At 72.7% G+C, this 23,702-nt stretch carries 20 protein-coding genes and 1 pseudogene; 15 read left to right on the top strand and 6 right to left on the bottom strand.

What is annotated here, in order from left to right:
• Positions 1-212: 212 nt before the first annotated feature.
• Entirely contained in the window at positions 213-1,241 is a 1,029-nt protein-coding gene (ku, locus tag OG766_RS24225) for a non-homologous end joining protein Ku (protein WP_266383073.1), read from the bottom strand.
• Between the two features lie 49 nt (positions 1,242-1,290).
• Here ku and ligD point away from each other — a divergent pair, with 49 nt between their 5' ends.
• The 3 genes and pseudogenes from ligD (at position 1,291) to OG766_RS24210 (ending at position 3,612) form a co-directional block, all read left to right on the top strand.
• A complete protein-coding gene (gene ligD, locus OG766_RS24220; RefSeq protein WP_266383070.1) occupies positions 1,291-2,175 on the top strand; it encodes a non-homologous end-joining DNA ligase in 885 nt (294 codons plus the stop codon).
• Positions 2,172-3,116 (top strand): ATP-dependent DNA ligase, encoded by a 945-nt coding sequence (locus tag OG766_RS24215; protein WP_266383067.1) that lies wholly within the window; start codon positions 2,172-2,174, stop codon positions 3,114-3,116. Before ligD ends, OG766_RS24215 begins: the two co-directional genes overlap by 4 nt.
• 66 nt (positions 3,117-3,182) lie before the next feature.
• Positions 3,183-3,612: pseudogene (locus OG766_RS24210) on the top strand (nuclear transport factor 2 family protein).
• A gap of 43 nt (positions 3,613-3,655) precedes the next feature.
• On the opposite strand, the gene OG766_RS24205 reads toward OG766_RS24210, so the two are convergent.
• Positions 3,656-4,054 (bottom strand): hypothetical protein, encoded by a 399-nt coding sequence (locus OG766_RS24205; protein ID WP_328726193.1) that lies wholly within the window; start codon positions 4,052-4,054, stop codon positions 3,656-3,658.
• Positions 4,055-4,579: 525 nt separating this feature from the next.
• Here OG766_RS24205 and OG766_RS24200 point away from each other — a divergent pair.
• From OG766_RS24200 to OG766_RS24180, 5 genes are all read left to right on the top strand, one after another.
• On the top strand, positions 4,580-6,553 hold the full coding sequence (locus tag OG766_RS24200) for a HEAT repeat domain-containing protein (RefSeq protein ID WP_328726192.1): 1,974 nt from the start codon (positions 4,580-4,582) through the stop codon (positions 6,551-6,553).
• A 374-nt stretch (positions 6,554-6,927) separates the two neighbouring features.
• Positions 6,928-7,635, top strand: coding sequence for a hypothetical protein (locus OG766_RS24195; RefSeq protein ID WP_328726191.1), 708 nt, complete (start codon positions 6,928-6,930; stop codon positions 7,633-7,635).
• Positions 7,632-9,077 carry a HAMP domain-containing sensor histidine kinase gene (locus OG766_RS24190; protein WP_328726190.1) on the top strand — a complete coding sequence of 482 codons (1,446 nt, stop codon included), beginning with the start codon at positions 7,632-7,634 and terminating at the stop codon, positions 9,075-9,077. The genes OG766_RS24195 and OG766_RS24190 overlap by 4 nt, the downstream gene beginning before the upstream one ends.
• A 26-nt stretch (positions 9,078-9,103) precedes the next feature.
• Complete coding sequence (locus OG766_RS24185; RefSeq protein WP_266383050.1) at positions 9,104-10,507, top strand: FtsW/RodA/SpoVE family cell cycle protein; 1,404 nt, start codon at positions 9,104-9,106, stop codon at positions 10,505-10,507.
• Positions 10,504-11,976: a penicillin-binding transpeptidase domain-containing protein gene (locus OG766_RS24180; RefSeq protein ID WP_266383047.1), complete on the top strand. Its 1,473-nt coding sequence runs from the start codon at positions 10,504-10,506 to the stop codon at positions 11,974-11,976. Before OG766_RS24185 ends, OG766_RS24180 begins: the two co-directional genes overlap by 4 nt.
• A gap of 61 nt (positions 11,977-12,037) precedes the next feature.
• Here OG766_RS24180 and OG766_RS24175 read toward each other — a convergent pair whose 3' ends face one another.
• Complete coding sequence (locus tag OG766_RS24175; protein ID WP_266383045.1) at positions 12,038-13,144, bottom strand: ferritin-like domain-containing protein; 1,107 nt, start codon at positions 13,142-13,144, stop codon at positions 12,038-12,040.
• Positions 13,145-13,273: 129 nt separating this feature from the next.
• Here OG766_RS24175 and OG766_RS24170 point away from each other — a divergent pair, with 129 nt between their 5' ends.
• The 6 genes from OG766_RS24170 to OG766_RS24145 all read left to right on the top strand — a co-directional run bounded on the left by OG766_RS24170 (position 13,274) and on the right by OG766_RS24145 (position 20,409).
• Positions 13,274-14,209, top strand: coding sequence for an AurF N-oxygenase family protein (locus OG766_RS24170; RefSeq protein WP_266383041.1), 936 nt, complete (start codon positions 13,274-13,276; stop codon positions 14,207-14,209).
• Between the two features lie 82 nt (positions 14,210-14,291).
• On the top strand, positions 14,292-15,023 hold the full coding sequence (locus tag OG766_RS24165; protein WP_328726189.1) for a TetR/AcrR family transcriptional regulator: 732 nt from the start codon (positions 14,292-14,294) through the stop codon (positions 15,021-15,023).
• 31 nt (positions 15,024-15,054) lie between these two features.
• Positions 15,055-15,330 (top strand): hypothetical protein, encoded by a 276-nt coding sequence (locus tag OG766_RS24160; protein WP_328726188.1) that lies wholly within the window; start codon positions 15,055-15,057, stop codon positions 15,328-15,330.
• Between the two features lie 40 nt (positions 15,331-15,370).
• Positions 15,371-18,196: an outer membrane protein assembly factor BamB family protein gene (locus tag OG766_RS24155; RefSeq protein ID WP_328726187.1), complete on the top strand. Its 2,826-nt coding sequence runs from the start codon at positions 15,371-15,373 to the stop codon at positions 18,194-18,196.
• 221 nt (positions 18,197-18,417) lie between these two features.
• A complete protein-coding gene (locus OG766_RS24150) occupies positions 18,418-19,098 on the top strand; it encodes a hypothetical protein (protein ID WP_266383029.1) in 681 nt (226 codons plus the stop codon).
• Positions 19,099-19,293: 195 nt separating this feature from the next.
• Complete coding sequence (locus OG766_RS24145) at positions 19,294-20,409, top strand: hypothetical protein (protein WP_328726186.1); 1,116 nt, start codon at positions 19,294-19,296, stop codon at positions 20,407-20,409.
• A gap of 105 nt (positions 20,410-20,514) precedes the next feature.
• On the opposite strand, the gene OG766_RS24140 is transcribed toward OG766_RS24145, so the two are convergent.
• Positions 20,515-20,841 (bottom strand): nuclear transport factor 2 family protein, encoded by a 327-nt coding sequence (locus OG766_RS24140; protein WP_266383023.1) that lies wholly within the window; start codon positions 20,839-20,841, stop codon positions 20,515-20,517.
• Between the two features lie 27 nt (positions 20,842-20,868).
• Positions 20,869-21,153 (bottom strand): SDR family oxidoreductase, encoded by a 285-nt coding sequence (locus tag OG766_RS24135; protein WP_328727522.1) that lies wholly within the window; start codon positions 21,151-21,153, stop codon positions 20,869-20,871.
• Between the two features lie 146 nt (positions 21,154-21,299).
• On the opposite strand from OG766_RS24135, the gene OG766_RS24130 reads away from it, so the two are divergent.
• Positions 21,300-22,244, top strand: a complete 945-nt coding sequence (locus tag OG766_RS24130; protein ID WP_328726185.1) for an AraC family transcriptional regulator — start codon at positions 21,300-21,302, stop codon at positions 22,242-22,244.
• Between the two features lie 201 nt (positions 22,245-22,445).
• On the opposite strand, the gene OG766_RS24125 is transcribed toward OG766_RS24130, so the two are convergent.
• Positions 22,446-23,681, bottom strand: coding sequence for a styrene monooxygenase/indole monooxygenase family protein (locus OG766_RS24125; protein WP_266383017.1), 1,236 nt, complete (start codon positions 23,679-23,681; stop codon positions 22,446-22,448).
• Positions 23,682-23,702: the final 21 nt, after the last annotated feature.

Genomic DNA, 23,702 nt, shown 5'->3' with positions numbered 1-23,702 from the left:
AGCCCTGGGGACCTGGGGAAACGAGCGAAGAGTCCGGCAGTTTCGGCCTGGGCCGAAAGTAGCCGGGCTGTTTTGGGCTGTCAATGCTCCCTCAACACCTGCTCCGTACGGGTGCGTTACGCGTGTCGCCGTTACGGCATCGCCCGAAAGGCGTAGTACCGGCTCCAGAACGCCGACGGACCCCGCGCACAGCCGGATGGAGCCGGTCCCGCTCAGGCCGAGGCGCGTTTGCCGGGTGTCGTCTTCTTCGCCGCCGCCTTCTTGGACGTGGACTTCGTCGCCGCCGTCTTCTTGCTCGTCGACTTCGCCGACTTGGCCGCCGCCGTCTTCTTGGCCGTCGTCGACTTCTTCGCGCCCGTCTCCTTGGGCGCGGCCTTCGCCCTCGCCGCCGTCTTCTTCGCCGGGGCGGCCTTCTTGCGGGACTTCAGTTCGGTGACCGGCGCGGCCACTTCCTCCGCCTCGTCCCCGCGCGCCTCCTTGGCCGCGCGGACGCTGCTCTCCAGTGCGGCCATCAGGTCGATGACCTTGCCGCCGCCCTCCGGGGCGGGCTGGGGCTGCAGTTCGACACCCTCCGCCTTCGCGGCGATCAGCTCCTCGACCGCCGAGCGGTAGTCGTCGTGCAGCGAGTCGAGGTCGACCTCGCCGAGCGTGTCCATGAGGGCGTCGGCCAGATCGAGCTCGGCGTCGCGGATCGTGACCTCGGCGTCCGGAGCGACCCCCTCCGGCCTGCGGACCTCGTCGGGCCAGAGCAGTCCGTGCATGGCGATGACGTCGTCCACCACCCGCAGCATGCCGAGCCGCTCCCGCCCGCGCAGGGCGAATTTGGCGACCGCGACCTTCTTGCTCCGTTTGAGGGCCTCGCGCAGCAGGGTGTACGGCTTGGCGGCGGGCACCCCGTTCGCCGCGAGGTAGTACGCGCTGTCCATCTGGAGCGGATCGATGTCCGTGGCCGGGATGAAGGCGACGATGTCGATCGTCTTCGCGGTGGGCAGCGGCAGCGCGGCGAGGTCCTCGTCCGTGATCGGGATCATCGTCCCGTCCGCGTCCTCGTACGCCTTGCCGATCTCCGCCTGCGCGACTTCCTGGTCGTCCAGCTCGCAGACCTTGCGGTAGCGGATGCGGCCGCCGTCCGCGGTGTGGATCTGCCGGAAGGACACCGAGCGGCTCTCCGTGGCGTTCACCAGCTTGATCGGGATGCTGACGAGCCCGAAGGAGATCGCGCCGTTCCAAATGGATCGCACGTTTCATCCCTTTCATCCGATACGTAGGGATTCATGGGATTCTCATCGTATGACGCCGATCACAGAGGTGGAGGGGCGGCGGCTGACCCTCAGCAACCTGGAGAAGGTCCTCCACCCCGCCACCGGCACCACCAAGGGCGAGGTGCTGCACTACTACGCCGTGATCGCGGATGCGCTGCTCACCCACCTCCGCGACCGCCCGCTGTCCTTCCTCCGCTATCCGGACGGGCCCGACGGCCAGCTGTTCTTCACCAAGAACCCGCCTCCCGGCACCCCCTCGTGGGTGGAGGTCGCCGAGGTGCCGCGCTCCTCCCGGGAGAGCGGCGAACAGGTGGTCGTCCAGGATCTGGCGTCGCTGATGTGGGCGGCGAACCTGGTGGTGGAGTTCCACACCCCGCAGTGGCGGGTGGACCGGCCGGCCTGGGCCGACCGGATGGTGTTCGACCTCGACCCGGGCGCGCCCGCCACCGTCGTGGAGTGCTGCGAGGTGGCGCTGTGGCTGCGTGAGCGGCTCGCCGCCGACGGCCTGGACGCCTACGCCAAGACCTCGGGCTCGAAAGGCCTGCATCTGCTGGTGCCGCTGGAACCGACCCCGTCGCAGGAGGTCTCGGCGTACGCGAAAGGGCTGGCGGTCGAGGCCGAGGCGGAACTCGGGGATCTGGTGGTGCACCGCATGGCCCGCGCCCTGCGGCCCGGGAAGGTCTTCGTCGACCACAGCCAGAACGCCGCGGCGAAGACCACCGCCACGCCGTACACGCTGCGGGCCCGCCGGGAGCCGACCGTGTCCGCGCCCGTGACCTGGGAGGAGGTGGAGGGCTGCGAGGCGGCCGGGGACCTGGTGTTCCGGCTCGGTGACATGGCGGGGCGGCTCGACCGGTACGGGGACCTGCTCGGCCCTCTGGCGGATCCCGCGGCGGCGGGCACCCTGCCATGAGTCCGGCCACCGGACGCACGCTGCGGCCCCCGCTGAAAGTGGCGCTCGCGGAACCGGTGTCCGCGCTTCCGCGCGGGGAGCGGCTGGCGTACGAACCGAAGTTCGACGGCCACCGGATGCTCGTCTTCAAGCTGGACGGCGTGGCGGTGCTGCAGGCACGGTCGGGACGGATCGTGACCGCCGCCTTCCCGGATCTGGCGGAGGCCGCGCTCGCCCTGCCGGACGGCACCGTCGTCGACGGCGAGGTGGTGATCTGGACGGGCGGCCGGATCGACTTCGCGGCCGTCCAGCGCCGGGCGGCCGCCACGACGTCGCGGGCCGGGATCCTCGCCCGCCGGATGCCCGCCTCCTACGCCGCCTTCGACCTCCTCGCGGAGGGCGGGACGGACCTGCGGCCCGCGCCGTACGAGCGCCGCAGGGAACGGCTGACCGCCCTGCTCGGGCCACTCGGGCCGCCGCTCCAGCCGGTGCCGATGACGACGGACCCCGAACTCGCGACCACCTGGTACGAGACGCTCACGGCGTCCGGGATCGAGGGACTGGTGGTGAAGCACCTGGGACAGCCCTACCGGGCCGGCGCCCGCGACTGGCGCAAACTGCGGCACACGGACGTCCACGACGCCGCGGTGGTCGGTTTCACCGGACCCGCGGACCGCCCCGCCGCCCTGGTCCTGGTGCTGCCGGACGACGACGCCCCGGTCGTGTCGAGCCCGCTGCCGCCCGCGCTGCGCACCGCCGCCGCGGGGATGCTGGCGGGGCACGGGACCGAGGACCCCGCGGGGAGGGCGACGGGAGGGGCGACGGCCATGGCGATCGGGGTGGGCGAGGTGCCGTTCCGCGCGGTGGCACCGGGGCTCGCGGCCGAGGTCGAACGGGGCACGACGCGGCACAGCGTGGTGACCGTCCTGCGGCTTCGGGACGATGCCATTAATCAAGTTTGACTAGCTGAAGGAAAGGGGATACCTTCTCCCAGTAGTCAAGTTTGACGAGCGTCTTGAGGAGAGTGCGTGACACAGCTGCCCGACACCGGTTACACCCCGACCCGCGGTGAACTCGAAAGCGTCGAGGCGTGGTTCGCCGAGTACGACGCGGCGAGCGCGCCGCGACATCGAGCGGATGGCCGATCTGGCGGTCTTCCCGCTCAACCTGGTCAGCGACGACTCCGCGGGCGACGGCGCCTGCGCCCAGTGGGACCGCAAGCAGTTCACCGACACCATGACCCGGGTCATGGGAGACGGGTCCGAGGACATCACCTTCGACTCGGTACGCACCCCCGTCTTCCTCGGCCCGGCGATGGTCGTCGTCTTCACCGACTCGACCATGACGATGGACGGGGCCACCCGGCACCTGCGGTACGCCGACATCCTGATCAGGCGGGACGGGCAGTGGGCGTTCCAGACCATGCTCCAGGGAGGCTGGGGGGACAACCTCCGCTAGCCAGGTGTACTGACCTGGAGCGGTTCCGTGTCGAGCCGTACGGTCACGCCCGCAGCCAGGTACGGCGGTTGCGGGCGCGCCCGTACAGCGACTCGATGTCGGAGGGTTTCAGTACGCCGCCGAGACGGGCGAGGCCCGCCACGTCGCCCTCGGCGAGGATCCGGACGTCCGGCGGGGCCGGCTCGGCGACGAGCCGCGCGGCCCCGACGACCGCGAGCACCGGCCGTACGGCCGTGGCCAGCGCGAACGAGGCCCGCTCGGCACCTCGGCGGGCCAGGCGCAGCTCCGGTACGGGCCGGTCACGGCCCACCGCGGCCGACTCCCCCGTGATCCGCAGGCGCCGTCCACGGGCCGCGAGCGTCCGCAGCGCCAGCACGCCCGCCGGGCCGACCAGCAGATGGTCGATCCGGGCTTCGCCGGGCAGCGGCACCGCATGCAGCACCCGCCAGCCGGCGTCCTCCAGACGCTCCAGCTCCGTGCCGAGCAGTTCGTGCGCGGCCAGTTCGGCGCGCCGCGGATCGCGACGCCGGCCGGACCGGTCGAGCGCGTGCCGCAGGGCCCCCCGGACGGTTCGGCGCCAGGTCCTCGTCCGGGTGCAGGGACAGCCTGGCCAGATCGTCGGCGGTCGGCACGGGCGGCGGGCCGACGCTCACCTCACCCGTGAGGTACGGGGCGAGCGCGGCGAGGGCCTCCTCGCGGAGTTCGGCCAGGGCCAGACTGACCCGGTTCGCGTCCCGGTCGTACCAGGCCACGCACCGGCCACCGGGAAGGCTGACGTAGAGCCGTGAACGCCCGTACGTCCGTACCGGTGTGACGCGCAGTCCGGTCATCCCCATCACCACCCCGACGACCATGGGAACAGCCCTGGGGCGGCGCGGGCAACATCCCGGGCCGACTCACGCGGGGTGGGTTGCCGCCGTCCTGGTGCACACTCTCCCCAAGCACCTGGCTCGCGGGAGGGAACGGCGTGTTCACGGGGATCGACGAGGTCGACTGGGCCTCGATGGGACATGCGTACGGATCGGCGGACGATGTCCCCGGGCTGCTGCGGGGGCTCGCCTCGGCGGATCCGGCGGAGCGGGAGAGCGCGCTCGACGGGATCTACGCCGCGGTGCACCACCAGGGCGACGTGTACGACTCGACGCTGGCCTGCATCCCCTTCCTGCTCGAACTGGTCGCGAGCCCCGAGGTCCAGGACCGCGGCGCGGTCGTGGAGTTGCTCACGAGCATCGGGGGCATCGACCTCGACGGCGACGAACTCGACCCGGAGGACGAGGAGTTCGAGGACGCAGCGAACTACGCGATGGCGGCGGCCGCGGTCGCCGCGGGCGCGGACGTGTTCCTCGGGCTGCTGGACGACCCGGACGCCGGGGTGCGGCTCGCCGCGCCGTGCGCGCTGGCGATGCTGCACGGCGACCCGGCCCAGGTGCTCGTCCTGCTCCGGGACCGGCTGGCCGGGGAACCCGACACGGAGGTGCGGCTCGCGCTGGTCGAGGCGGTGGGGCGGATCGCGCTGCGCCATGAGTCGCTGCGTGCCGAGGCGGTCGTCTGGCTGACCACACTGCTGGCGCCCGACCGGTCGCCGGGCCTGCGGCTGGCCGCGCTGACCCAGCTCGCGCGCTGCGCGCCGGGCCGCCTGCCCGACGACATCGCGTCCACGGCGACCGCGCTGCTGCGGGCCACCGACGGGCCCGGGGTCCCGTCGTCGGGGGACGGTGGCGGTTCCGGGCCGGGGGCGGCGCCCTGGGCGGACGATCTGCTGCGGACTCTGCACTCGGCGCTCGGCGACCGCGTGGACGACCGGATCGCGCTGCTCACCGGCCAGCTGACCAGTGCCGACCCGGCGCAGCGCACGGACGCCGTATGGATGTGCCACGGGCTGATCCGGGCCTGGCGCGGTGCGTACGACGAGGTCGTACGGCTCGTCGGAGCGCAGCTCGGCGACCCCGATCCGCTGCTGCGGGGCGCCGCGGCCAGCCTCCTGGAGAGCCTCTTCGGGCTGGCGCTGCCCGCGGCCGACGCGCTCGCGACGCGGATGGGCGCCACCGACGACCACCGCGCGCTGGTCGCGCTCGCCCGGCTCGGCGACGCCCGGGCCCTTCCGGCGCTCGCCGAGGCGCTGGAGCAGCCGGACCTGCCGCGTGACGCCGCGTTCGCGGTGCCGTATCTCGGTACCCGGGCCGCGCCGCTCGCACCGGTGCTGCGGCGCCGGCTCGGCGAGGTCGCCCTGGACGAGCAGCTCTTCGACCGGGCCGCGCCCCTGCTGTCCGCGCTGGCCGGGGCGCGGGCCACGGAGGCGCTGCCCGAGGTGCTGCGGGTGCTGCGCGGTGCGCCGGCGCGGGGCGGGGAGTGGGTGACCGAGTCGGCGCTGCGTGCGCTCACGGCGTTCGGGCCCGCGGCGGCCGCGGCCGCGCCCGAACTGCGTGCGCTGCTGCGGAGCCCGTCCTCGTCGCTCGTGGCGGCCGCGGCCCGCGCGCTGTGGGCCGTCACGGGCGACGGCGCCGCCGTCCTGCCGGCGCTCCGCGAACTCCTGGCCGCCGACGGCCCCGACGAGCGCCGGTCCGCCGCGGCCGCGCTCGGCGCGGTGGGCCCCGCGGCGGTCGACGCGGCGCCCGCGCTGCGCGGACTGCTCACGTCGCCGGAGCGGTGGCTGCGGATGGACGCGGCGGTGGCACTGTGGCGGGTCACCGGTGGGGCCGGGGAGTCCCTTCCGGTGCTGCGTACGGCCTGGGAGGAGAACCGGTACGGGCGGGTCGAGATCGCCGAGTGCCTCGCCGAGATGGGCCCCGCCGCGGCGCCCGCCGTCCCGCTCCTGCGCGCGGAACTCTCTCGCCCGCGCCGCCACAACGTCCTCGACGGCGGCTCGGGCAGCCACGACATCGAGCAGGACGAACGCCTGCTGTCCCTGTGCCGCGCGGCGCTCGCGTCCGGGACCGACTGACGTGCCGCTCTCGGCACACGCTCGCCCGACGGCAGCAGGGCTCCCCGCCACGGGCAGCCCTGCGCAGCCCGCCGCTGCGGACCGTCCCGCCCGGCCGGCTTCCCCGCCATGGGCCCGACCGGTGCGGGACTCCTCACAACGGGCCGACCGGTGCCGGACTCCCCACAACGGGCCGACGGTGCCGGACTCCTCGCAACGGCGCGACCGGTGCGGGACTCCTCGCCATCGGGCCGACCGGGAGTCGTTTCCCCGCGACGGGCCTGTCCCCTGCCGGGTCCCGGCGGGGCACCGCCACCTACCCCAACCCGCACAAATCAGACTTCCGTACTCTTGGGAACGGCCAGCGCCCGAACCGACATCCCCCAGGACCTCCCTTGCCCCGCCCCCACATACGTCCCCGCACCGTCATCGGCGCGGCCTTCGTCGCCGCGCTGTTGCTGTCCGGCTGCGGCAACGCGGGTGAGCTGGAGAGTGCCGGCGCCACCCCGACCGCGGTCGGGCCCGTCCAGCTGTGGCCCGAGCTGCCGCCGATCTCCGCGCCCCCGGTCGACTACGGCGAGAGTGACACCGAGCACATCCCCGGCATCCAGGCGCCGGGCGGCGATGTGCACGCGGTGGACCCGGTCGCCGTCGTCCAGGCGGAGGTCGCCGCCCACCCCGGCCGGGTCACCGGCTCCGACGGGCTCTACGAGCGGACCGCGCAGCAGATCCGCGACTGCAAGAAGCGGCCGAAGGCCTGCCCCGTGCTCAAGCCGTACTACCGGGATCTCACCGGCGACGGGAAGGACGAGCTGATCGTCGGCATCACGATGCCCGGACAGCAGACCGCGATCCGGGTGTACATGCCGGAGAAGGGCGGGCTGACGCGCATCATGTCCGACGTGGAGCCGATCGTCAGCGTCGAGCTGGCGGGCCGTGACCTGATCCTGCGTGCCGTCTCCGCGGGGATCCCCGGGTACGAGTACCGCACGGCCTGGTCCTGGGACGAGCAGCAGCGGGCGATGCTTCCCGCCCGCGACGAGATCATCCGGGTCAAGCCGTCCAGGCCCGGAGCCACCGAGCCGCCGGCGGACGCCCGATGAGCCGTCGCCCCGTGACCCGCCGCCGTAGGCGGCCGCGCCGCCCTCGGCTGCCCGCCTGGACCGCCACGCTCACCTGGAAGGCCGCCGTCTTCATCGCCGTCATGTGCTGTGCGCTCGCGGCGCTGCTCGGCGCGCTGGTGCATGTGTCCGTGACGCGCCAGACGGTCGACCAGGCCCGCGAGAAGGCGCTGTCCAAGCTGGAGGACATGACCGAGGCGTACGAGGCCGGCGAGCCGATGGGCCGGTTCGGCGCGGTGGATCCGCCGGGCCTGCCGGCCGAGCTGCGGGCGCTCGCGCTGCGCGGACAGCGCGGCACGGTGGTCTCCGACGTCGACGGGCGGCCGACGATGTGGGCGGCGGGCCCGGCGGACGGCCGTGCGCTCGCCGTACGGATCGACTACTCGCTGAGCGCGCAGACGATCACGGGTCTCGACCGGGCCATCCTCGGCTCCTCGGTGCTGGCCATCGGTACGACGCTGCTGATGGGCGCGTTCGCGGTGACCCGGGTCACGCGCCGGCTCCATCTGACGGCGCAAGTGGCACGGCGGATCAGCGCCGGCGACCTGGACGCGCGCGTCAACGACCCCCGTACGAAGGATCCTTCGCGTCCCGAGGACGAGGTCGCCACGGTCTCCGGCGCACTGGACACGATGGCCTCCACGCTGCAGGGCAAGCTGCTGAGCGAGCAGCGCTTCACCGCGGACGTGGCGCACGAGCTGCGTACTCCTCTGACGGGACTGTCCGCGGCGGCCGAGCTGCTGCCGCCGGGCCGTCCGGCGGAGCTGGTGCGGGACCGGGTGCGAACGATGCGGGCGCTGACCGAGGACCTGCTGGAGATATCGCGGCTGGACGCGGGCGGGGAGACGGTCGATCTCGACATCCACGAACTGGTGCCGCTGGCCGAGCGGGTCGTGCGGATGTCGCGTTCCTCCGGTGCAGAAACGGATCTGCTGATCGTCCGCGCGACGCGTGTCGAGACGGACAAGCGTCGCCTCGAGCGGGTGCTCGGCAATCTGATCGCCAATGCCCACAAGCACGGCGAGCGGCCGGTGGTGGTGTCGGTGGACGGGCCGGTGGTGTCGGTCCGGGACCACGGCACGGGCTATCCGGAGTACCTGCTGGAGCACGGCCCGCAGCGCTTCCGTACGGAGTCGGGTGGCAAGGGCCATGGCCTGGGGCTCACGATCGCGGTGGGACAGGCGGCGGTGATCGGCGCGGAGCTGGAGTTCGGGAACGCGCAGGAGGGCGGGGCGGTCGCCCGGCTGACGCTGCCCGAGTACGTCCACCTCGCGGACTGTCCGGAGTCCGACACCGCCGCCGACGACCACTCCGCCGTCGAGACCGACACCGCCGCCGACCACGCCGTCGACCGTGCCGACGACGACCGTGCCACCGACCACACCGACATGGAGCGGGCAGAGTCCACAGATAGGCAGACATAACACCCCCGCTTGCTACGTTGCGTCGCATGACCGCAACGACGGCGGAGACTCCCCCGCCCGCACCCCGCCCGGCACATGGGCGGGGGGTCGAGCTCTCGCTGCTCGTCTGCGCCGTCCTCGTCTCCGTCTACGGCTACGTCGACGTCGGCCTCACCAGGAACGGCGCCGTTCCTCCGGACGCCCTCGCCTACGGCGCCGGGCTCGGTCTGCTCGCGCTGCTCGCCCATCTCGCCGTACGGCTCCGGGCTCCCTACGCGGACCCCCTGCTGCTCCCGATCGCGGTCCTCCTCAACGGCGTGGGCCTGGTGCTGATCTACCGGCTCGATCTGGAGACACCGGCCGACCGGGCCGCCCCCGCCCAGCTGATCTGGTCCACCCTCGGCGTCGCGCTCTTCATCGCGGTGGCCGTCCTGCTGCGCGACCACCGGATGCTGCAGCGCTACGCCTACCTTTCGGTGGCCGCCGCGCTGGTGCTGATGATCGTGCCGATCCTCTTCCCGGCGGTGAACGGCGCCCGGATCTGGATCCGGATCGGCGGATTCTCCTTCCAGCCGGGCGAGTTCGCCAAGATCCTGCTCGCGGTGTTCTTCGCCGCGTACCTGGCGGCCAACCGCCACGCCCTCGCCCACACCGGCCGGCGGATCCGCAGCCTCCGTCTGCCCGCCGGCCGGGTGCTCGGCCCGGTCGTCGCGATCTGGCTGATCAGCGTGGTCGTGCTGGTGCTGGAGCGGGATCTCGGCACCTCGCTGCTGTTCTTCGGCCTCTTCGTGATCATGCTCTACGTCGCCACCGGCAGAACCGGCTGGATCGTGGTGGGACTGCTGCTGGCGGCCGTCGGGGCGTTCGCCGTGGGCGCGTTCGAACCGCATGTGCACAGCCGGGTCGAGGCCTGGATCGATCCGTACGCGTCGATCGCGGCCGGCCAGGGCCCGAGCCAGCTCGCCCAGTCGATGTTCTCGTTCGCCGCCGGAGGGTTCCTCGGCAGCGGGCTCGGCGCGGGCCATTCGAGCCTCATCGGCTTCGCCGTCAAGTCCGACTTCATTCTGGCGACGGCCGGTGAGGAGCTGGGACTGGCCGGACTGACCGCGCTCTTCCTGCTGTACGCGCTGCTGGTGGCGCGCGGCTACCGCGCGGGACTCGACCTGCGCGACCCCTTCGGCCGGCTGCTGGCGGTGGGACTCGCCGCCATCGTCGCCGTGCAGGTCTTCGTGATCGCGGGCGGGGTGACGGGGCTGATCCCGCTGACCGGGATGGCCATGCCGTTCCTCGCGCAGGGCGGTTCGTCGGTCGTCACCAACTGGATCATCGTGGCGCTGCTGATCCGCGTCAGCGACTCGGCCCGCGCGCCGCACCCGGAGCCCGTCGAGACGGGCGTCATCGCGCCCACCGCCGTGGCCGCGTCGCCGGCCGCGCCGGAGGAGGCCCGATGACGCGCTACATCCGGCGCGCGGCGGCGCTGAGCCTCTTCCTGCTCGCCGCGCTGCTCGTGAACGCCGTGCGGGTGCAGATCCTCCAGGCCGACACCCTCAACGGCAGCCCGGCGAACCGGCGTCCGGCCATCGCGCGTTACGACGAACCGCGCGGCGACATCGTGGTGGGCGGTCAGCCGGTCACGGGCTCCAAGGACACCGGCCAGCAGCTGCGGTACGAGCGCACGTACCGGCACGGACCGCTCTACGCCCCCGTCACCGGCTACTCCTCGCAGACGTACGGCACGACGTTCCTGGAGCACGCCGAGGACGCGGTGCTGGCCGGTACGGACCCGATGCTCGCGCCGCTTCCGTTCTGGAACGAGTTCACCCGCTCCGAGCGGCCCGGCGGCAAGGTCGTCACGACCGTCAGGGCGCCGATGCAGCAGGCCGCTTACGCGGGACTCGCCGGCAGGCGCGGGGCGGTCGTCGCGATCGAGCCGTCGACCGGAAGGATCCTGGCGCTGGTCAGCAGTCCCTCGTACGACCCCGGGCTGCTGTCCGGAAACAGCGCGGACGTCACGGCGGCGTGGCAGCGGCTCAACGGGGCGGCGAACCACCCGATGCTCAACCGGGCCGTCCGGCAGACGTATCCGCCCGGCTCGGCGTTCAAGATCGTGACGGCGGCGGCCGCGCTGGAGGCACGGGCCGTCAGGAACGCGAGGACCCCGACCGACACTCCCGACCCCTTCACCATCCCGGGCACCAGGACCACGCTGCCCAACCCCGTGCCCGGCTGCAGGAAGGCGTCACTGGAGTACGCGATCAAGTGGTCGTGCAACACGGTGATGGCGAACCTGGGGGTGAAGGTGGGGCTGAAGGGGATGCTGGAGACGGCGGGCCGCTTCGGGTTCAACGACGGCGGGCTGCGGATTCCGTCGGGGGTGGCCCCGTCCAACTTCGACCGGCGGATGAGTGTGGACCAGCTGGCGCTGTCGTCCATCGGCCAGTTCGACACGACGGCCACGCCGCTGCAGATGGCGATGGTGGCGGCGGCCGTCGCCAACGGCGGCGAGCTGGCCCACCCGTATCTGGTGGACCGCACGACGACCTGGGACGGCGACACGGTCCGTGAGACACCACGGCGGTCGTACCGGCGGGCGATGTTCCCGGCGACGGCGCTGGAGCTGCGCCGGCTGATGATCGAGGCGGCCGAGAAGGGCACCGGGAAGCGCGCGCTGATCGACGGCGTGACCGTGGGCGGGAAGACGGGCACCGCGCAGCACGGCGTCGGCAACGCCGGGACGCCGTACGCCTGGTTCATCGCCTGGGCACAGAAGCCCGACGCGCCCCGTCCTGCCGTGGCGGTCGCGGTGGTCGTCGAGGACCCTGAGGCGGCGGGCGGCGAGATCAGCGGCGGCGGCGACGCGGCGCCGATCGCCCGAGCGGTGATGATCGAGGCACTGAGGACGCCGGCCCGGCGTCCCTGACGGATGTACGGCCAGTAGGCGGGGCGGGTGAACGGCGGGACGGACAGCGTCCCGTCGCAGGTCAGGTGCCGCCGCCCTCGGTGATCGCCTCGGTCACCTCGGCCACCCGTTCCGCCTCCTCCGCCGCGAAGCGCTCCCGGTCCAGTTGCTCCGCGAGTTCCTCGTCCTGGCTCATCAGCAGGTCGAGGTTGGAGTCGCCGAGCTCGAAGACGCCCATGTCGACGTACGCCTTCTGCAGCCGCTCGCCCCACAGTCCGATGTCCTTGACGCACGGCACGATCCGGCTGAAGAGCAGCTTGCGGAAGAGGTGCAGGAACTCGGACTGTTCGGTGTATTCCTCGGCCTCCTTCCTCGGGATGCCGAAGTCCTCCAGCACCTCGATCCCGCGGATCCGGTCCCGCATCAGATAGCAGCCCTCGATGACGAATTCCTCGCGCTCGCGCAGCTCCACATCCGTGAGCTGCTTGTAGTGGTCGCGCAGCGCCATCCGCCCGAAGGCGACGTGCCGGGCCTCGTCCTGCATCACGTACGCCAGGATCTGTTTCGGCAGCGGCTTCTCGGTCGTGTCGCGGATCATGCCGAACGCGGCGAGGGCGAGCCCTTCGATGAGGACCTGCATACCGAGGTACGGCATGTCCCAGCGGGAGTCGCGCAGGGTGTCGCCGAGCAGGGCCTGGAGGTTGTCGTTGATCGGGTACAGCATCCCGATCTTCTCGTGCAGGAAGCGGGCGTAGATCTCGGCGTGCCGGGCCTCGTCCATGGTCTGGGTGGCGGAGTAGAACTTCGCGTCGAGGTCGGGCACCGACTCGACGATCCGCGCGGCGCAGACCATCGCGCCCTGTTCGCCGTGCAGGAACTGGCTGAACTGCCAGGAGGAGTAGTGCCGGCGCAGATCACCCTTGTCCTTCTCGGTCATCTTCGACCAGTGGCGGGTGCCGTAGAGGCTGAGGGCTTCGTCGGGGGTTCCGAGGGGGTCGTACGGATCGACCTCCAGGTCCCAGTCGATGCGCTTGGCGCCGTCCCACTGCTTGTCCTTGCCCTTCTGGTAGAGGGCGAGCAGCCGGTCGCGTCCGTCCCCGTACTCCCAGCTGAAGCGGGCGGCGCCGGCGGCCGGGACGGACCAGACGGGTTCCCGGGGCGGGTTGGTGTAGTAGTCATACGTCGACACGAAAGGCTCCCTCGCCTCGCACTGACGAACTGACGGTCTGTTGGCAGGCTCACACGTTGGTAGACACCCAGTCAACAAGTACCGCGCAAGGGATTGACGCCCTTACTGACGCGCAGTCTCATAAGTGGCATGACGACTGTGACCCAACGCGATCTCACGCTCCTCCGCGACGCCCTCGGGCCGCTGCGCGACCGCGAACAGGTCGCCGCGCGCCTGCTCGAATCCTCGGCCAAGCACTCCTTCGACCCGGACAAGGAACTCGACTGGGAGGCCCCGATCGAGGAGGGCAAGTGGTTCTGGCCGCCGGAGCTGGTGTCCCTGTACGACACCCCGCTGTGGCAGCGGATGTCCGAGGAACAGCGGATGGACCTGGCGCGGCACGAGGCGGCGTCGCTCGCCTCGCTCGGCATCTGGTTCGAGATCATCCTCATGCAGCTGCTGGTGCGGCACATCTACGACAAGTCGGTGACCAGCAACCATGTGCGCTACGCCCTCACCGAGATAGCGGACGAGTGCCGGCACTCGATGATGTTCGCGAAGATGATCCAGAAGGGTGGCGCCCCGGCCTATCCGGTCCCCCGGGTCTACCACAACCTCGCCCGCGTCCTGAAGACCGTCTCCACGACCCCCGGTTCGTTCGCCGCCACCCTGCTCGGCGAGGAGATCCTCGACTGGATGCAGCGCCTGACCTTCCCGGACGAGCGCGTCCAGACCCTGGTGCGGGGTGTGACACGCATCCATGTGGTCGAGGAGGCACGCCATGTCCGGTACGCACGCGAGGAGCTGCGCCGCCAGATGGTGACCGCGCCGCGCTGGGAGCAGGAGTTCACGCGGATCAGCTGCGGCGAGGCGGCGCGGGTCTTCTCCGTCTGCTTCGTCAACCCCAAGGTCTACGAGAACGTCGGCCTCGACCGCCGGGAGGCCGTCGCCCAGGTGCGGGCGAGCGGCCACCGCCGCGAGGTGATGCAGACGGGCGCGAAGCGGCTCACGGACTTCCTCGACGACATCGGCGTACTCCGGGGCCCGGGACGCCGACTGTGGAAGAGCTCGGGACTGCTCGCTTGAGGGCGGGCGGCCGTGACGGCCTTCCGGCCACGGGCCGGGTGACGGCCGCCCTGCTCCGGGAAGGGGCGGTTAGGCTGCACGTATGACCTCCAGTGCTCCCGCGACGAATCGCGCGTACCGGCGCCTGAGTGTGGAGGAGCGGCGCAGTCAGCTTCTTCGCGCCGCCCTCACGCTGTTCGCCCACCGGGCGCCGGAGGACGTGTCGCTGGACGACGTCGCCGAGACGGCGGGGGTCTCGCGGCCCCTCGTGTACCGCTACTTCCCCGGCGGGAAGCAGCAGTTGTACGAGGCCGCGCTGCGCAGCTCCGCGGACGCGCTCGTGCTGTGCTTCGCCGAGCCGCCCACAGGGCCGCCGACCGAGCGGCTCGGCCGGGTCCTGGACCGCTATCTCGTCTTCGTCGACGAGCACGACGCCGGGTTCAGCGCGCTGATGCGCGGCGGCAGCGTCGCCGAGACGTCCCGTACCAGCGCGATCGTCGACGGGGTACGGCGCGCCGCGGCCGAGCAGATCCTGGTCCACCTCGGGGTCCCGGCCCCCGGCCCCCGGCTGCGGATGATGGTGCGTACCTGGATCGCCGCGGTCGAGGCCGCGTCACTGATCTGGCTGGACGAGGACAAGCGGCCTCCGGTCGGCGAACTGCGGGACTGGCTCGTCGACCACCTCATCGCCCTGCTGGCGGCGACGGCGGCCTCCGACGGGCAGACCGCGGACGTCGTCCGGCAGCTGCTCGCCCTGGAGTCCCCGTCCGGCCCGGTGGGATCGCTCGGGCGCCGGGTGCTGCCCCTCGTGGGCGAGGCGGGCCACCTGCTGTAGCCCTCGCGCCCGGCTGCGCGAGACTGGACGGGTGAGAAGCGAGAACACCCCCTTCGTCGGCGGACCGCTGGACGGACAGGTCCTGCCCGTCCTCGTCGGCCCCACCGGCAGTCCCCCGCAGTGGTACGAGGTGCCGGTCCCGGACGAGGACGGCGGTCCGCACACCGTGTACGCGTACCGCCGCGCCCCCGCCGGCCATTCGCGACGGCTCGGTCTGCCGCGCGGCTGGAAGTACGAGTACGTGCCCGAGGGCCGGGAGCGCCGCACCCTCAACTGGCCCTGGTCGAAGCCGAAGCGGGCCGAATAGGATCACGGGCGAGCGTACGACCACGGGGGGAGCAGCGCCGATGGAGCCACTGCAGGACGGCGACCCGCGACGGGTCGGCCCGTACACGACGCTGGGCCGTCTGCGGGTGACCGCGAGCACGGTCCAGTACCTCGCCAGGGCCGCGGACATCGACGCCGCTGACGGGACCGGGACGGATGCCGGGACCGGGGCGGAGACCGACCACGGCGCCGCCGCCGTCGTCGTGTCCCTCGCCCGGGACGGGCTCGCCGCGCTCCCGGCGTTCCGCGGCCGCTTCGAGGCGGAGGCCCGTACGGCGGAGCGACTGGCCGGGGGCTGGGTCCCCGCACCCGTCGGCACGTCCACGGACGGACCCGAGCTGTGGACCGCGTACGCGTACGTCCCCGCCGTCACGCTCGGCGAGGCGATCGCGCTCGTGGGACCCCTTCCGGAGCGGACCGTACGGGTCCTGGGCGCGGGTCTCGCCGAGACCCTGTCCCGGGTCCACGCCACCGGCACCGTGCTGCACGGGCTCGCGCCGGAGACCGTACTGCTGGCGGCCGACGGGCCCCGGCTCACGGCCTTCGGCGCCCTGGGCGCGGCCGCCCACGCCGAACCGGCCCCCGGCGGCGGACTGTCCGTACGCCTCGGCTACCTCACCCCGGAGCAGCTCGCCGGCGAGAAGCCCGGCACGGCGTCCGACGTCTTCGTCCTCGGCCTGCTGCTCGCCTACGCCGCCACCGGCACCACCCCCTTCCCCGACGGCCCGGCCATCGCCGGCGCCGAGCCCGGACTGGACGGTGTCCCCGACGGCTTGCGCGACCTGGTGGCCGCCTGCCTCGCCAAGTCCCCGGCGGCCCGGCCCACCGCGGGCAGCGCCGCGGCCACGCTCGCCCTGGAGGGCGCGGCGGCACTGGCCAAGGACGGCGACGGCTGGCTCCCGCAGGCTCTGCCTGCCGCCCTGGCGGACCAGGCGGGAGCGGTGTCCCGCCTGCTGGGCGGGCCGTCCTCGGCGGACGCGAGCGGTTCGCCCACCGCGGCGGGCGCCGCCGGTCCCACGCCCGGGGCCGGAGACCTCCCGGCCATCGCCGCCACGCCGGGCGGAACGACGCCGCAGGACGCCGTGCCGGCCGACTTCGTGCCGCAGGACACCTCGCCGGCCGAGAGCGCGAAGCCCGCCGCGACGGACGCCGCTGCGCGGCGCGAGAGCGAGCGGCGGCAGGACGGCGAGTCCTCCGACACCCGGCCCGAAGACGGCCGCAGGACCCTGGCGCTCGGTGCCGTCCAGCTGCGTACCGCCGACAGGGCCACCGCCGCCCTGGGCCTGCCTCGCGCCCTGCCCCCGGCGGCATCGGGTCCACCGCCGCAGGCGCCGGGCACGGCGGGAACGGCCGGATCCGCGGCCACGGCAGGAGCACACGTGCCTGCGGGACCGGCCGGACCGTCGGGCGGACCTGCGGAGGGCCACGCGGGTTCCGCCACCGTCGCCGGCTCCCCCGGCACCGCGCCGGCCGCCCCGCCGCACGCCGGTGCGGGTGTCCCCGCCCACGGCTGGACCGGGACTCCGCAGCCCGGCCGGGGTGAGGCGCCGGCCGCCGGCCGAGCGACCGCCGCAGCAGAAGGCGACGGGGCGCCCAAGTCCGTACTCACCGCGTCCGTGCTGGCCGCCAAGGCCGGGGCGGAGCGGCGGGCCGTGGTCCTCGGGGGCGTGGCCGGGGCCGTCGGGCTGCTGGTCGGAGGCGGGGTCGGGGCCGCCCTGGCGGGCGGGGACGAGAAGCCCACCCCACCACGGCCCGGTCCCTCGCCCGCACCGGGCGCGAAGCCCCTGACCGGGGTGCCGCCCACGCCGCTGTGGGCGTACCGGCACGCGGGAAGCGGCGCACTGCAGGCGACCGCGTGGCGTGACCGTGTGCTGGCCGTGGCCGACGACCGGCAGTGCACGGGCGTGGATCTGCGGACCGGCCGGAAGCTGTGGACGCAGCCCGCCGCCGCGACGGCCGGGCACGCGCCCGTCGTGGCGGGCGACGCGCTGTTCGTCATCGGCGCCACACACTTCGTGTGGCTGTCGCCGCAGGACGGCGCCGTCCGGCATCGTGCCGCCGCTCCCGGCCATGTCAGCGCGGTGGCCGCCGCCGACGGTGCGGTGGTCTGGTTCACCGGCACGTCCGGCGCCCGGACGTACCTCTTCGCGTACGACGCCGTCGCGCGCAAGGAGCTGTGGCGCGCCCAGGTCCCGAACGGACGCGGCCGCAACGCCGTCCCGCGGTACCAGGGCGTCGTGGTCCGGCCCGACGGCATCCTCGTACGGCAGGACAGCGCCTCGCTGACCCCGCAGCAGCAGAAGGTGAACAAGGGCCGCGCGCTGTTCGCCCTGTACGACCGGCCTGGCGGAAAGCGCCTGTGGGGCAAGTACTTCGGGACGGTCCACCAGGGCGCGTCCGTGTCCGGCGACCCCTCGGGCCGGCTGTACGCGGCGGCGGGCGACGACCTGCACGCGTACGACACCCGCACCGGCAAGCATCTGTGGCGGGCCGCCGGCGCGTCCGGCGAGGCGGTCGTCCGGAACGGCACGCTGTACGTCCCGACCCCAGGTCATCGGCTGTACGCACTGGACGCGGCGACCGGCGCGAGCCGCTGGACGCAGTCCACGGAGGCCGGCGGCGACGGCGGGCGACCGCGCGTGCTGCTGTCGGCGGGCGGCCGTACCGCGCTGGTCCTGGAGTCGACGCAGGTCACGGCGTTCACCACGGCGGACGGCGGTCGGCTGTGGAAGTTCCAGGACGCGGGCGGCCGGACACCCGTGTCCGGCTATCGGGCTGTGATGGCGGGACGGACCGCCGTGGTGTGGCGCGACCGCGCGTTCTACGCGCTGCCCATCGGCGGCTAGCGGCGCCGGATACCCGCGCCGGATAGCTGCGGCGGACACCTGTAGCCGACAATCCAGCAGCCACGCCGGGCGGCGTGCCGATCGGCCCGCCGCGGGTGACCGCGTTGGGCCGGTCCGGCCACTCCTGCGGCCGTCGTGGGGGCGCCGCCGCATCATCGCTACCGGAGCCGGCCGGAACAGACCGGAGCCATCCGGACATCCGGACGACCGGAGGTGATGACGTGCCAGGCAGAGTGCTCGCCGCGTTCTGCACGGCGGTGATGGCGTTCGGGGCGTCCGCCGCGCCCGGTCCTGCGGCGGAACCCGCGCCCGGTCCGGCGGCCGCGCCCGCGGCCGGTGTCGCTCCTGCGGCCGGTGTCGCACCCGCGAGGGTCTCGCGCCTCCTCACCCAGCTCCAGGGGCTGTTCCGGAAGTCGGCCGAGGCGGAAGAGGCGTACGACGTGGCCCAGGACCTGTTCGTCGCGCAGACCGTCGAGACCGGACGGCTCAACACCGCTCTCGCCGACGCCCGCGACGCCCTCGCCCGCAGCCGCGTCGACGCCGGACTGCTGGCCCGACGGCAGTACCAGGGCAGGACAGAACTCCCCCCGTACCTCGGGCTCCTGCTGGCACGCGATCCTCGGCGCGCCCTCGACCAGGGGTATCTGCTGGAGCGCGCGGCCGGCAGCAGACGAGCCGCGATCAACCGGCTGGAGCGCCGGGCGCTGCGTGTCGACGCGCTGGCGACGGCGTCGCGCAAGGCCCTCGACCGCCAGCAGTCGCTCGCCGAGGAGGAGCGTGGTCGGCGCGACACGGCGCGCGCCCGGCTGAAGGACGTGGAAGCGATGCTGGCGTCCCTCTCCGCGCGGGAACTGGCCGCCCTCGGTGCACCGGCGCCCCCCACCAGGACAAACGGCCCGTGATGAGAGGCGTCGGCACACGCCCCGCGTACACCAGTCGGGTAGAAGGGTCACCTGACCGGATCATGCAGCGCGCCGACGGCGCGCGCGCCTCGGTGCGGGCGGCTGGGATGAGCCTCGTGCGGGCAGTCGGTCCGCACGCTGTTCCCCCTCGCACTCCTGCGGCAGTCATGTGACCGCGGGGAAGGAAGCCAAGACATGAACAATCGATTCCCGACCATGGGACTTCCCCGGGCGCGACGCGCGCGGGTCCTGCTTGCCTCCATAGCCGGCGTGGTCGCTGTGACCAGCCAGCTGCTGGTGATGGCCCCTACCGTTCACGCACTCGATCCGGAACCGCACGGCGACCGTCAGTCCCGGCCCTCCGACGTGCAGGAGTCCCAGCCCGAGGACGAGAGCGAGGAGAAGAAGGACCAGCGTGACGAGCGTCAGGACCAGAGCTCGGAGAAGAAGGACGAAGGCTCCGAGAAGAAGGACCAGCGCGACGAACGCCCGGACCAGAGCTCGGAGAAGAAGGACGAAGGCTCCGAGAAGAAGGAACACGGCAAGGGCCACGGCGAAGGCCGCGGCGAGGAGCAGGCCGCCTCGCGCGAGGATCGCGGCGAGGAGAAGAAGGACGAGCGCAAGGAGCACGGCAAGGGTCACGGCAAGAACAAGCCGAAGTACCCCGAAGTCCTCCACGGGCTGGAGCAGTTCGGCGAGGACGCGGTCTTCACGCCTCCCGCCGGTGTCACCTCGGTGTTCATCCAGGCCTGGGGTGCCGGCGGCGGTGGCGGCGGCGGTGGCGGTGGCGGCGACGTCCCGGCCGCCGACGGCGGCAACGGCGGCGGCGGTGGCGGTGGCGGCTTCACCTGGTGCCTTGTCCCGGTCAAGCCGGGCAAGAGCTACCTGGTGGACGTCGGAACCGCCGGCGACAGCGGCCCCGGAGGTGGCGCGGGCCGGGACGGCCAGCCGGGCACCGAGGGTGGCGCGACCACGTTCAACAAGCCGAACGGCACCGCGCTCCTCACCGCCGAGGGCGGCGGCGGAGGCGGTGGCGGGACGACCGACGACACCGACGCCGGTTCTCCGGGTGCGGGCGGTGACGGCGGGGACTCGTCGTGCTCCACCGCCGGTGCGAACCGTCCCGGTTCCGACGGCACCGCCGGCAACGGTGGCGGCGCGGTCGCCGACGGCATCGTCGGCCTGCCGAACTCCGCCGCTGTCGGCGGTGACGGTGGTGAGGGCGGTGAAGGCGAGGACGAGGAGTTCTTCGCCCAGTCCGGTGACAACGGCAGGGACGGCGGCGCCGGTTACGCCGTCATCTACTGGTAGAACCCCTACCGCCCCCGGCCGCCTGGCGGCCGGGGGCGGTCGCACGTCATCCCCCATCATCCCCGGCCCGGTGACGTCCACCGGCGGATCACTGAACCTGCGTGCTCAGGGGCGGATGCGGAGGATCTTCACGTGGTCCTCGTCGAACGCTTCGAAGTGGAACGTCAGACCGGCGACGGGGCTGCCCGGGAAGTCCCCCGCGACCGTGCAGGTCACCACCAGCCCATCGCCGACCGGTTCAAGGCCGGTGATCGTGTACTGGACGAGGGGAACCTCGGTGCGCCAGGCTCGGATGGCGTCGATGCCCACGTACTCCTTGCCTTCGTCCTCGACGACGGCGTCGTCGGCGAACAGGGCGAAGTACCTCTCGCTGTCCGGTGTGGGAGCGAGCTCGAAATAGCGCCGGACGATCCGGGGCGCGGTGGTTGTCATGCTTCTTCTCCTGTTCGTGTCGGTGGGTCACACGGTCGGCTTGCTGCCGCCGTCGATGACGTGCTCGGCGCCCACGATCGCCGAGGCGCGGCCGGAGACGAGGAAGGCGACCAGCTCGGCGACCTCCTCCGGGCGGACCGGTCGGCCCAGCGGGATCCCGATGTCCGCCAGGAGCTGCGCGCGCGCCTCGTCGTAGCCGGTGCCCGCGTGCTCGGCCAGCGCCTGGACGAACGAGCGGCCCCATGAGCTCTCCGTGAAACCCGGGGTCACGCTGTTGCCCCGCACACCGAACGGCGCCACCCCTTGGGCCAGGCCCTGGCATTCGCTTCTTCCCGTACTCGCCGGACTGGGGTTGCTGTAAGGCAGCCTATGAAGCTCACCGTGGATGATCCATGCTTGAGAAGGGCAAAGTTTTGTCCGTTCGTCTTCATCCTGGGGATCATCTGTATGATCCGAGCATGGACGTGGTCAGCGACGCGGTCGCCGCCATCCGCACCGGTCGGCCGCATGCCGCGCGCACCCGCCGGACGGCGCCGTGGGGACTGCGGTTCCCGGTCTCGCGCGAGATCGGCTTCCATGTCGTCCTGCAGGGCCGGTGCTGGCTGCTGCTCGCGGGACGGGGCCCGGTACCCCTGGGGGCCGGAGATGTCGTACTCGTACCGCACGGCCAGGAGATCGCGCTGGCCGACTCGCCCGACAGCGAACTCGTCGACGTCACGGACGACATGGACGACACATGGGTGTCGGCGCCCGGCCCCGCAGACGGTGCCGGCGACCTCACGCTCCTGATGTGCGGCTCGTATCAGCTCGATCGAGCCGGCGCGCACCCGCTGCTCGCCGAGCTCCCCGCCGTCATCCACCTCCCGCGGCGGGTGGGCAGTCGCATGGCGCTCACCTCGGTCGTCGACCTGCTCGGCGACGAGTTGGACCAGCGCAGACCTGGCACCGATGCGGCGATCCCCGCGCTGCTCGACACGATGCTGCTGTACATCCTGCGCGCCTGGTACCAGGACCACGCCCCGCGCGGGACCGGCGGCTGGGCCGCGGCACTCGCCGACCCGACGATCGGCTCAGCGCTCCAGGACATGCACGCCGAACCCGCGGCTCCCTGGACCGTCGAGGGACTGAGCCGACGGGCGGGGGTGTCCCGGTCCGCGTTCTCCCGGCGCTTCACCGACCTCGTCGGGCGCCCGCCGATGGCGTACCTGACCTGGTGGCGGATGAGCACGGCCGGACGGATCCTCCGCAGCGATGACGACGCGCCGCTCCAGGCTGTGGCCGAGCGGGTGGGCTACAGCTCCGAGTTCACCTTCAACCGTGCCTTCAAGCGGGAGTTCGGCCTCAGCCCGGGCGCCTACCGGCGGCAGGGCAAAGGCCGGCAGGCCACTGCGCTCCCTGCCTGAGGCCCGTTCCCGTCTCCGTTCCCGTTCCCGTCTCCGTTCCCGTCTCCATGCATCGTCGTACGCGACCGTCCGGAGCGTTCACCGCGCGCCGACAGAGCCCGCCCCGACCAGCACGGACGGGGCGCAGGACGAAGAGGCCCGGACAGTGCGTCCGGGCCTCTGATCTCGTGCTGTGTGGGGTCAGTGCCGGGCAGAAGCCCGTCAGGCTCCGGCGACCGAGCCCAGGTACGCCGACGTCTTCTCCGGGTCATAGAAGAAGTTCTCGAAGTCCGCCGGGTCGTTGAAGCCGTTCGCGAACCGGTCGGCGACCGGCTGGAGTTCGCCCGCCGCCCCGATCAGGTTGAGGACGTGCTCCGGCGGGACGCCGAGCATCGCGTTGGTCCACTTGGTGACGTGCTGGGCGGTGTCCCAGTAGCGGTCGAAGGTGGACTGCATCCACGCCTCGTCGAAGGGCCGGTCACCGTGCTCGGTGATCGATGCGAGGTAGGAGGCCGCGCACTTGGAGGCCGAGTTGGAGCCCTGACCGGTGATCGGGTCGTTGGCGACGACGACGTCGGCGACACCGAGCACGAGTCCGCCGCCGGGCAGCCGGCCGATCGGATTGCGCACGGTGGGGGCGTAGCGGCCGGCCAGCGTGCCGCCCGCGTCGGTGAGTTCGACCTTCGTGGCGCGGGCGTACTCCCACGGCGTGAACTTCTCCATCAGCTCCAGCGTCAGGGAGAGGTGCTCGGCGGGGTCCTTCACACCCTGGAAGACGTCGAGCGGACCGCCCGGGACACCCTCCCAGAAGAGGATGTCGGCACGGCCGGAGGTGGTCAGGGTCGGCATGACGAAGAGTTCGCCGGCGCCCGGCACCAGGTTGCAGCGGACCGCGTCGTAGTCGGGGTGCTCGGGGCGCGGGCCGAGGCCGTGGACGTAGGCGACGGCCAGGGCGCGCTGCGGCTCGGCGTACGGGGAGCGGGCGGCGTCGCGGCCGAACATCGACACGAGTTCGCCCTTGCCCGCGGAGACCATCACCAGGTCGTAGGTGCGGGCGAAGTAGTCCAGGTCGGACACGGCGGCGCCGTGGATGACGAGCTGGCCGCCGCGCTGGGCGAAGGTCTCCATCCAGCCGGCCATCTTCACGCGCTGGTCGACGGACTGGGCGATGCCGTCGAGCTTGCCGACCCAGTCGATGACGCGCTGGCCCTCGGGGCCGGCGACGGACACACCGAGGCCCTCGATCCTCGGGGCCTGGGACTCCCAGAAGTTGACCTTCAGATCGCGTTCGTGCTGGAGCGCCGTGTGGAACATGCACTGGGTGGACATGACCCGGCCGGACCGGATCTCGTCCGCCGTGCGGTTGGACATGAGGGTGACTTCGTAGCCCTGTGCCTGGAGGCCGAGGGCGAGCTGGAGTCCGGACTGGCCGGCGCCGACTATGAGGATCTTCCGCATGGCGGGGCTCTTTCCTTGCGC

The sequence above is a fragment of the Streptomyces sp. NBC_00259 genome, from assembly GCF_036181745.1.
In the GTDB taxonomy this organism is placed as follows: Bacteria; Actinomycetota; Actinomycetes; order Streptomycetales; family Streptomycetaceae; genus Streptomyces; species Streptomyces pratisoli.
This window is presented reverse-complemented; position numbering and strand designations above follow the sequence as displayed.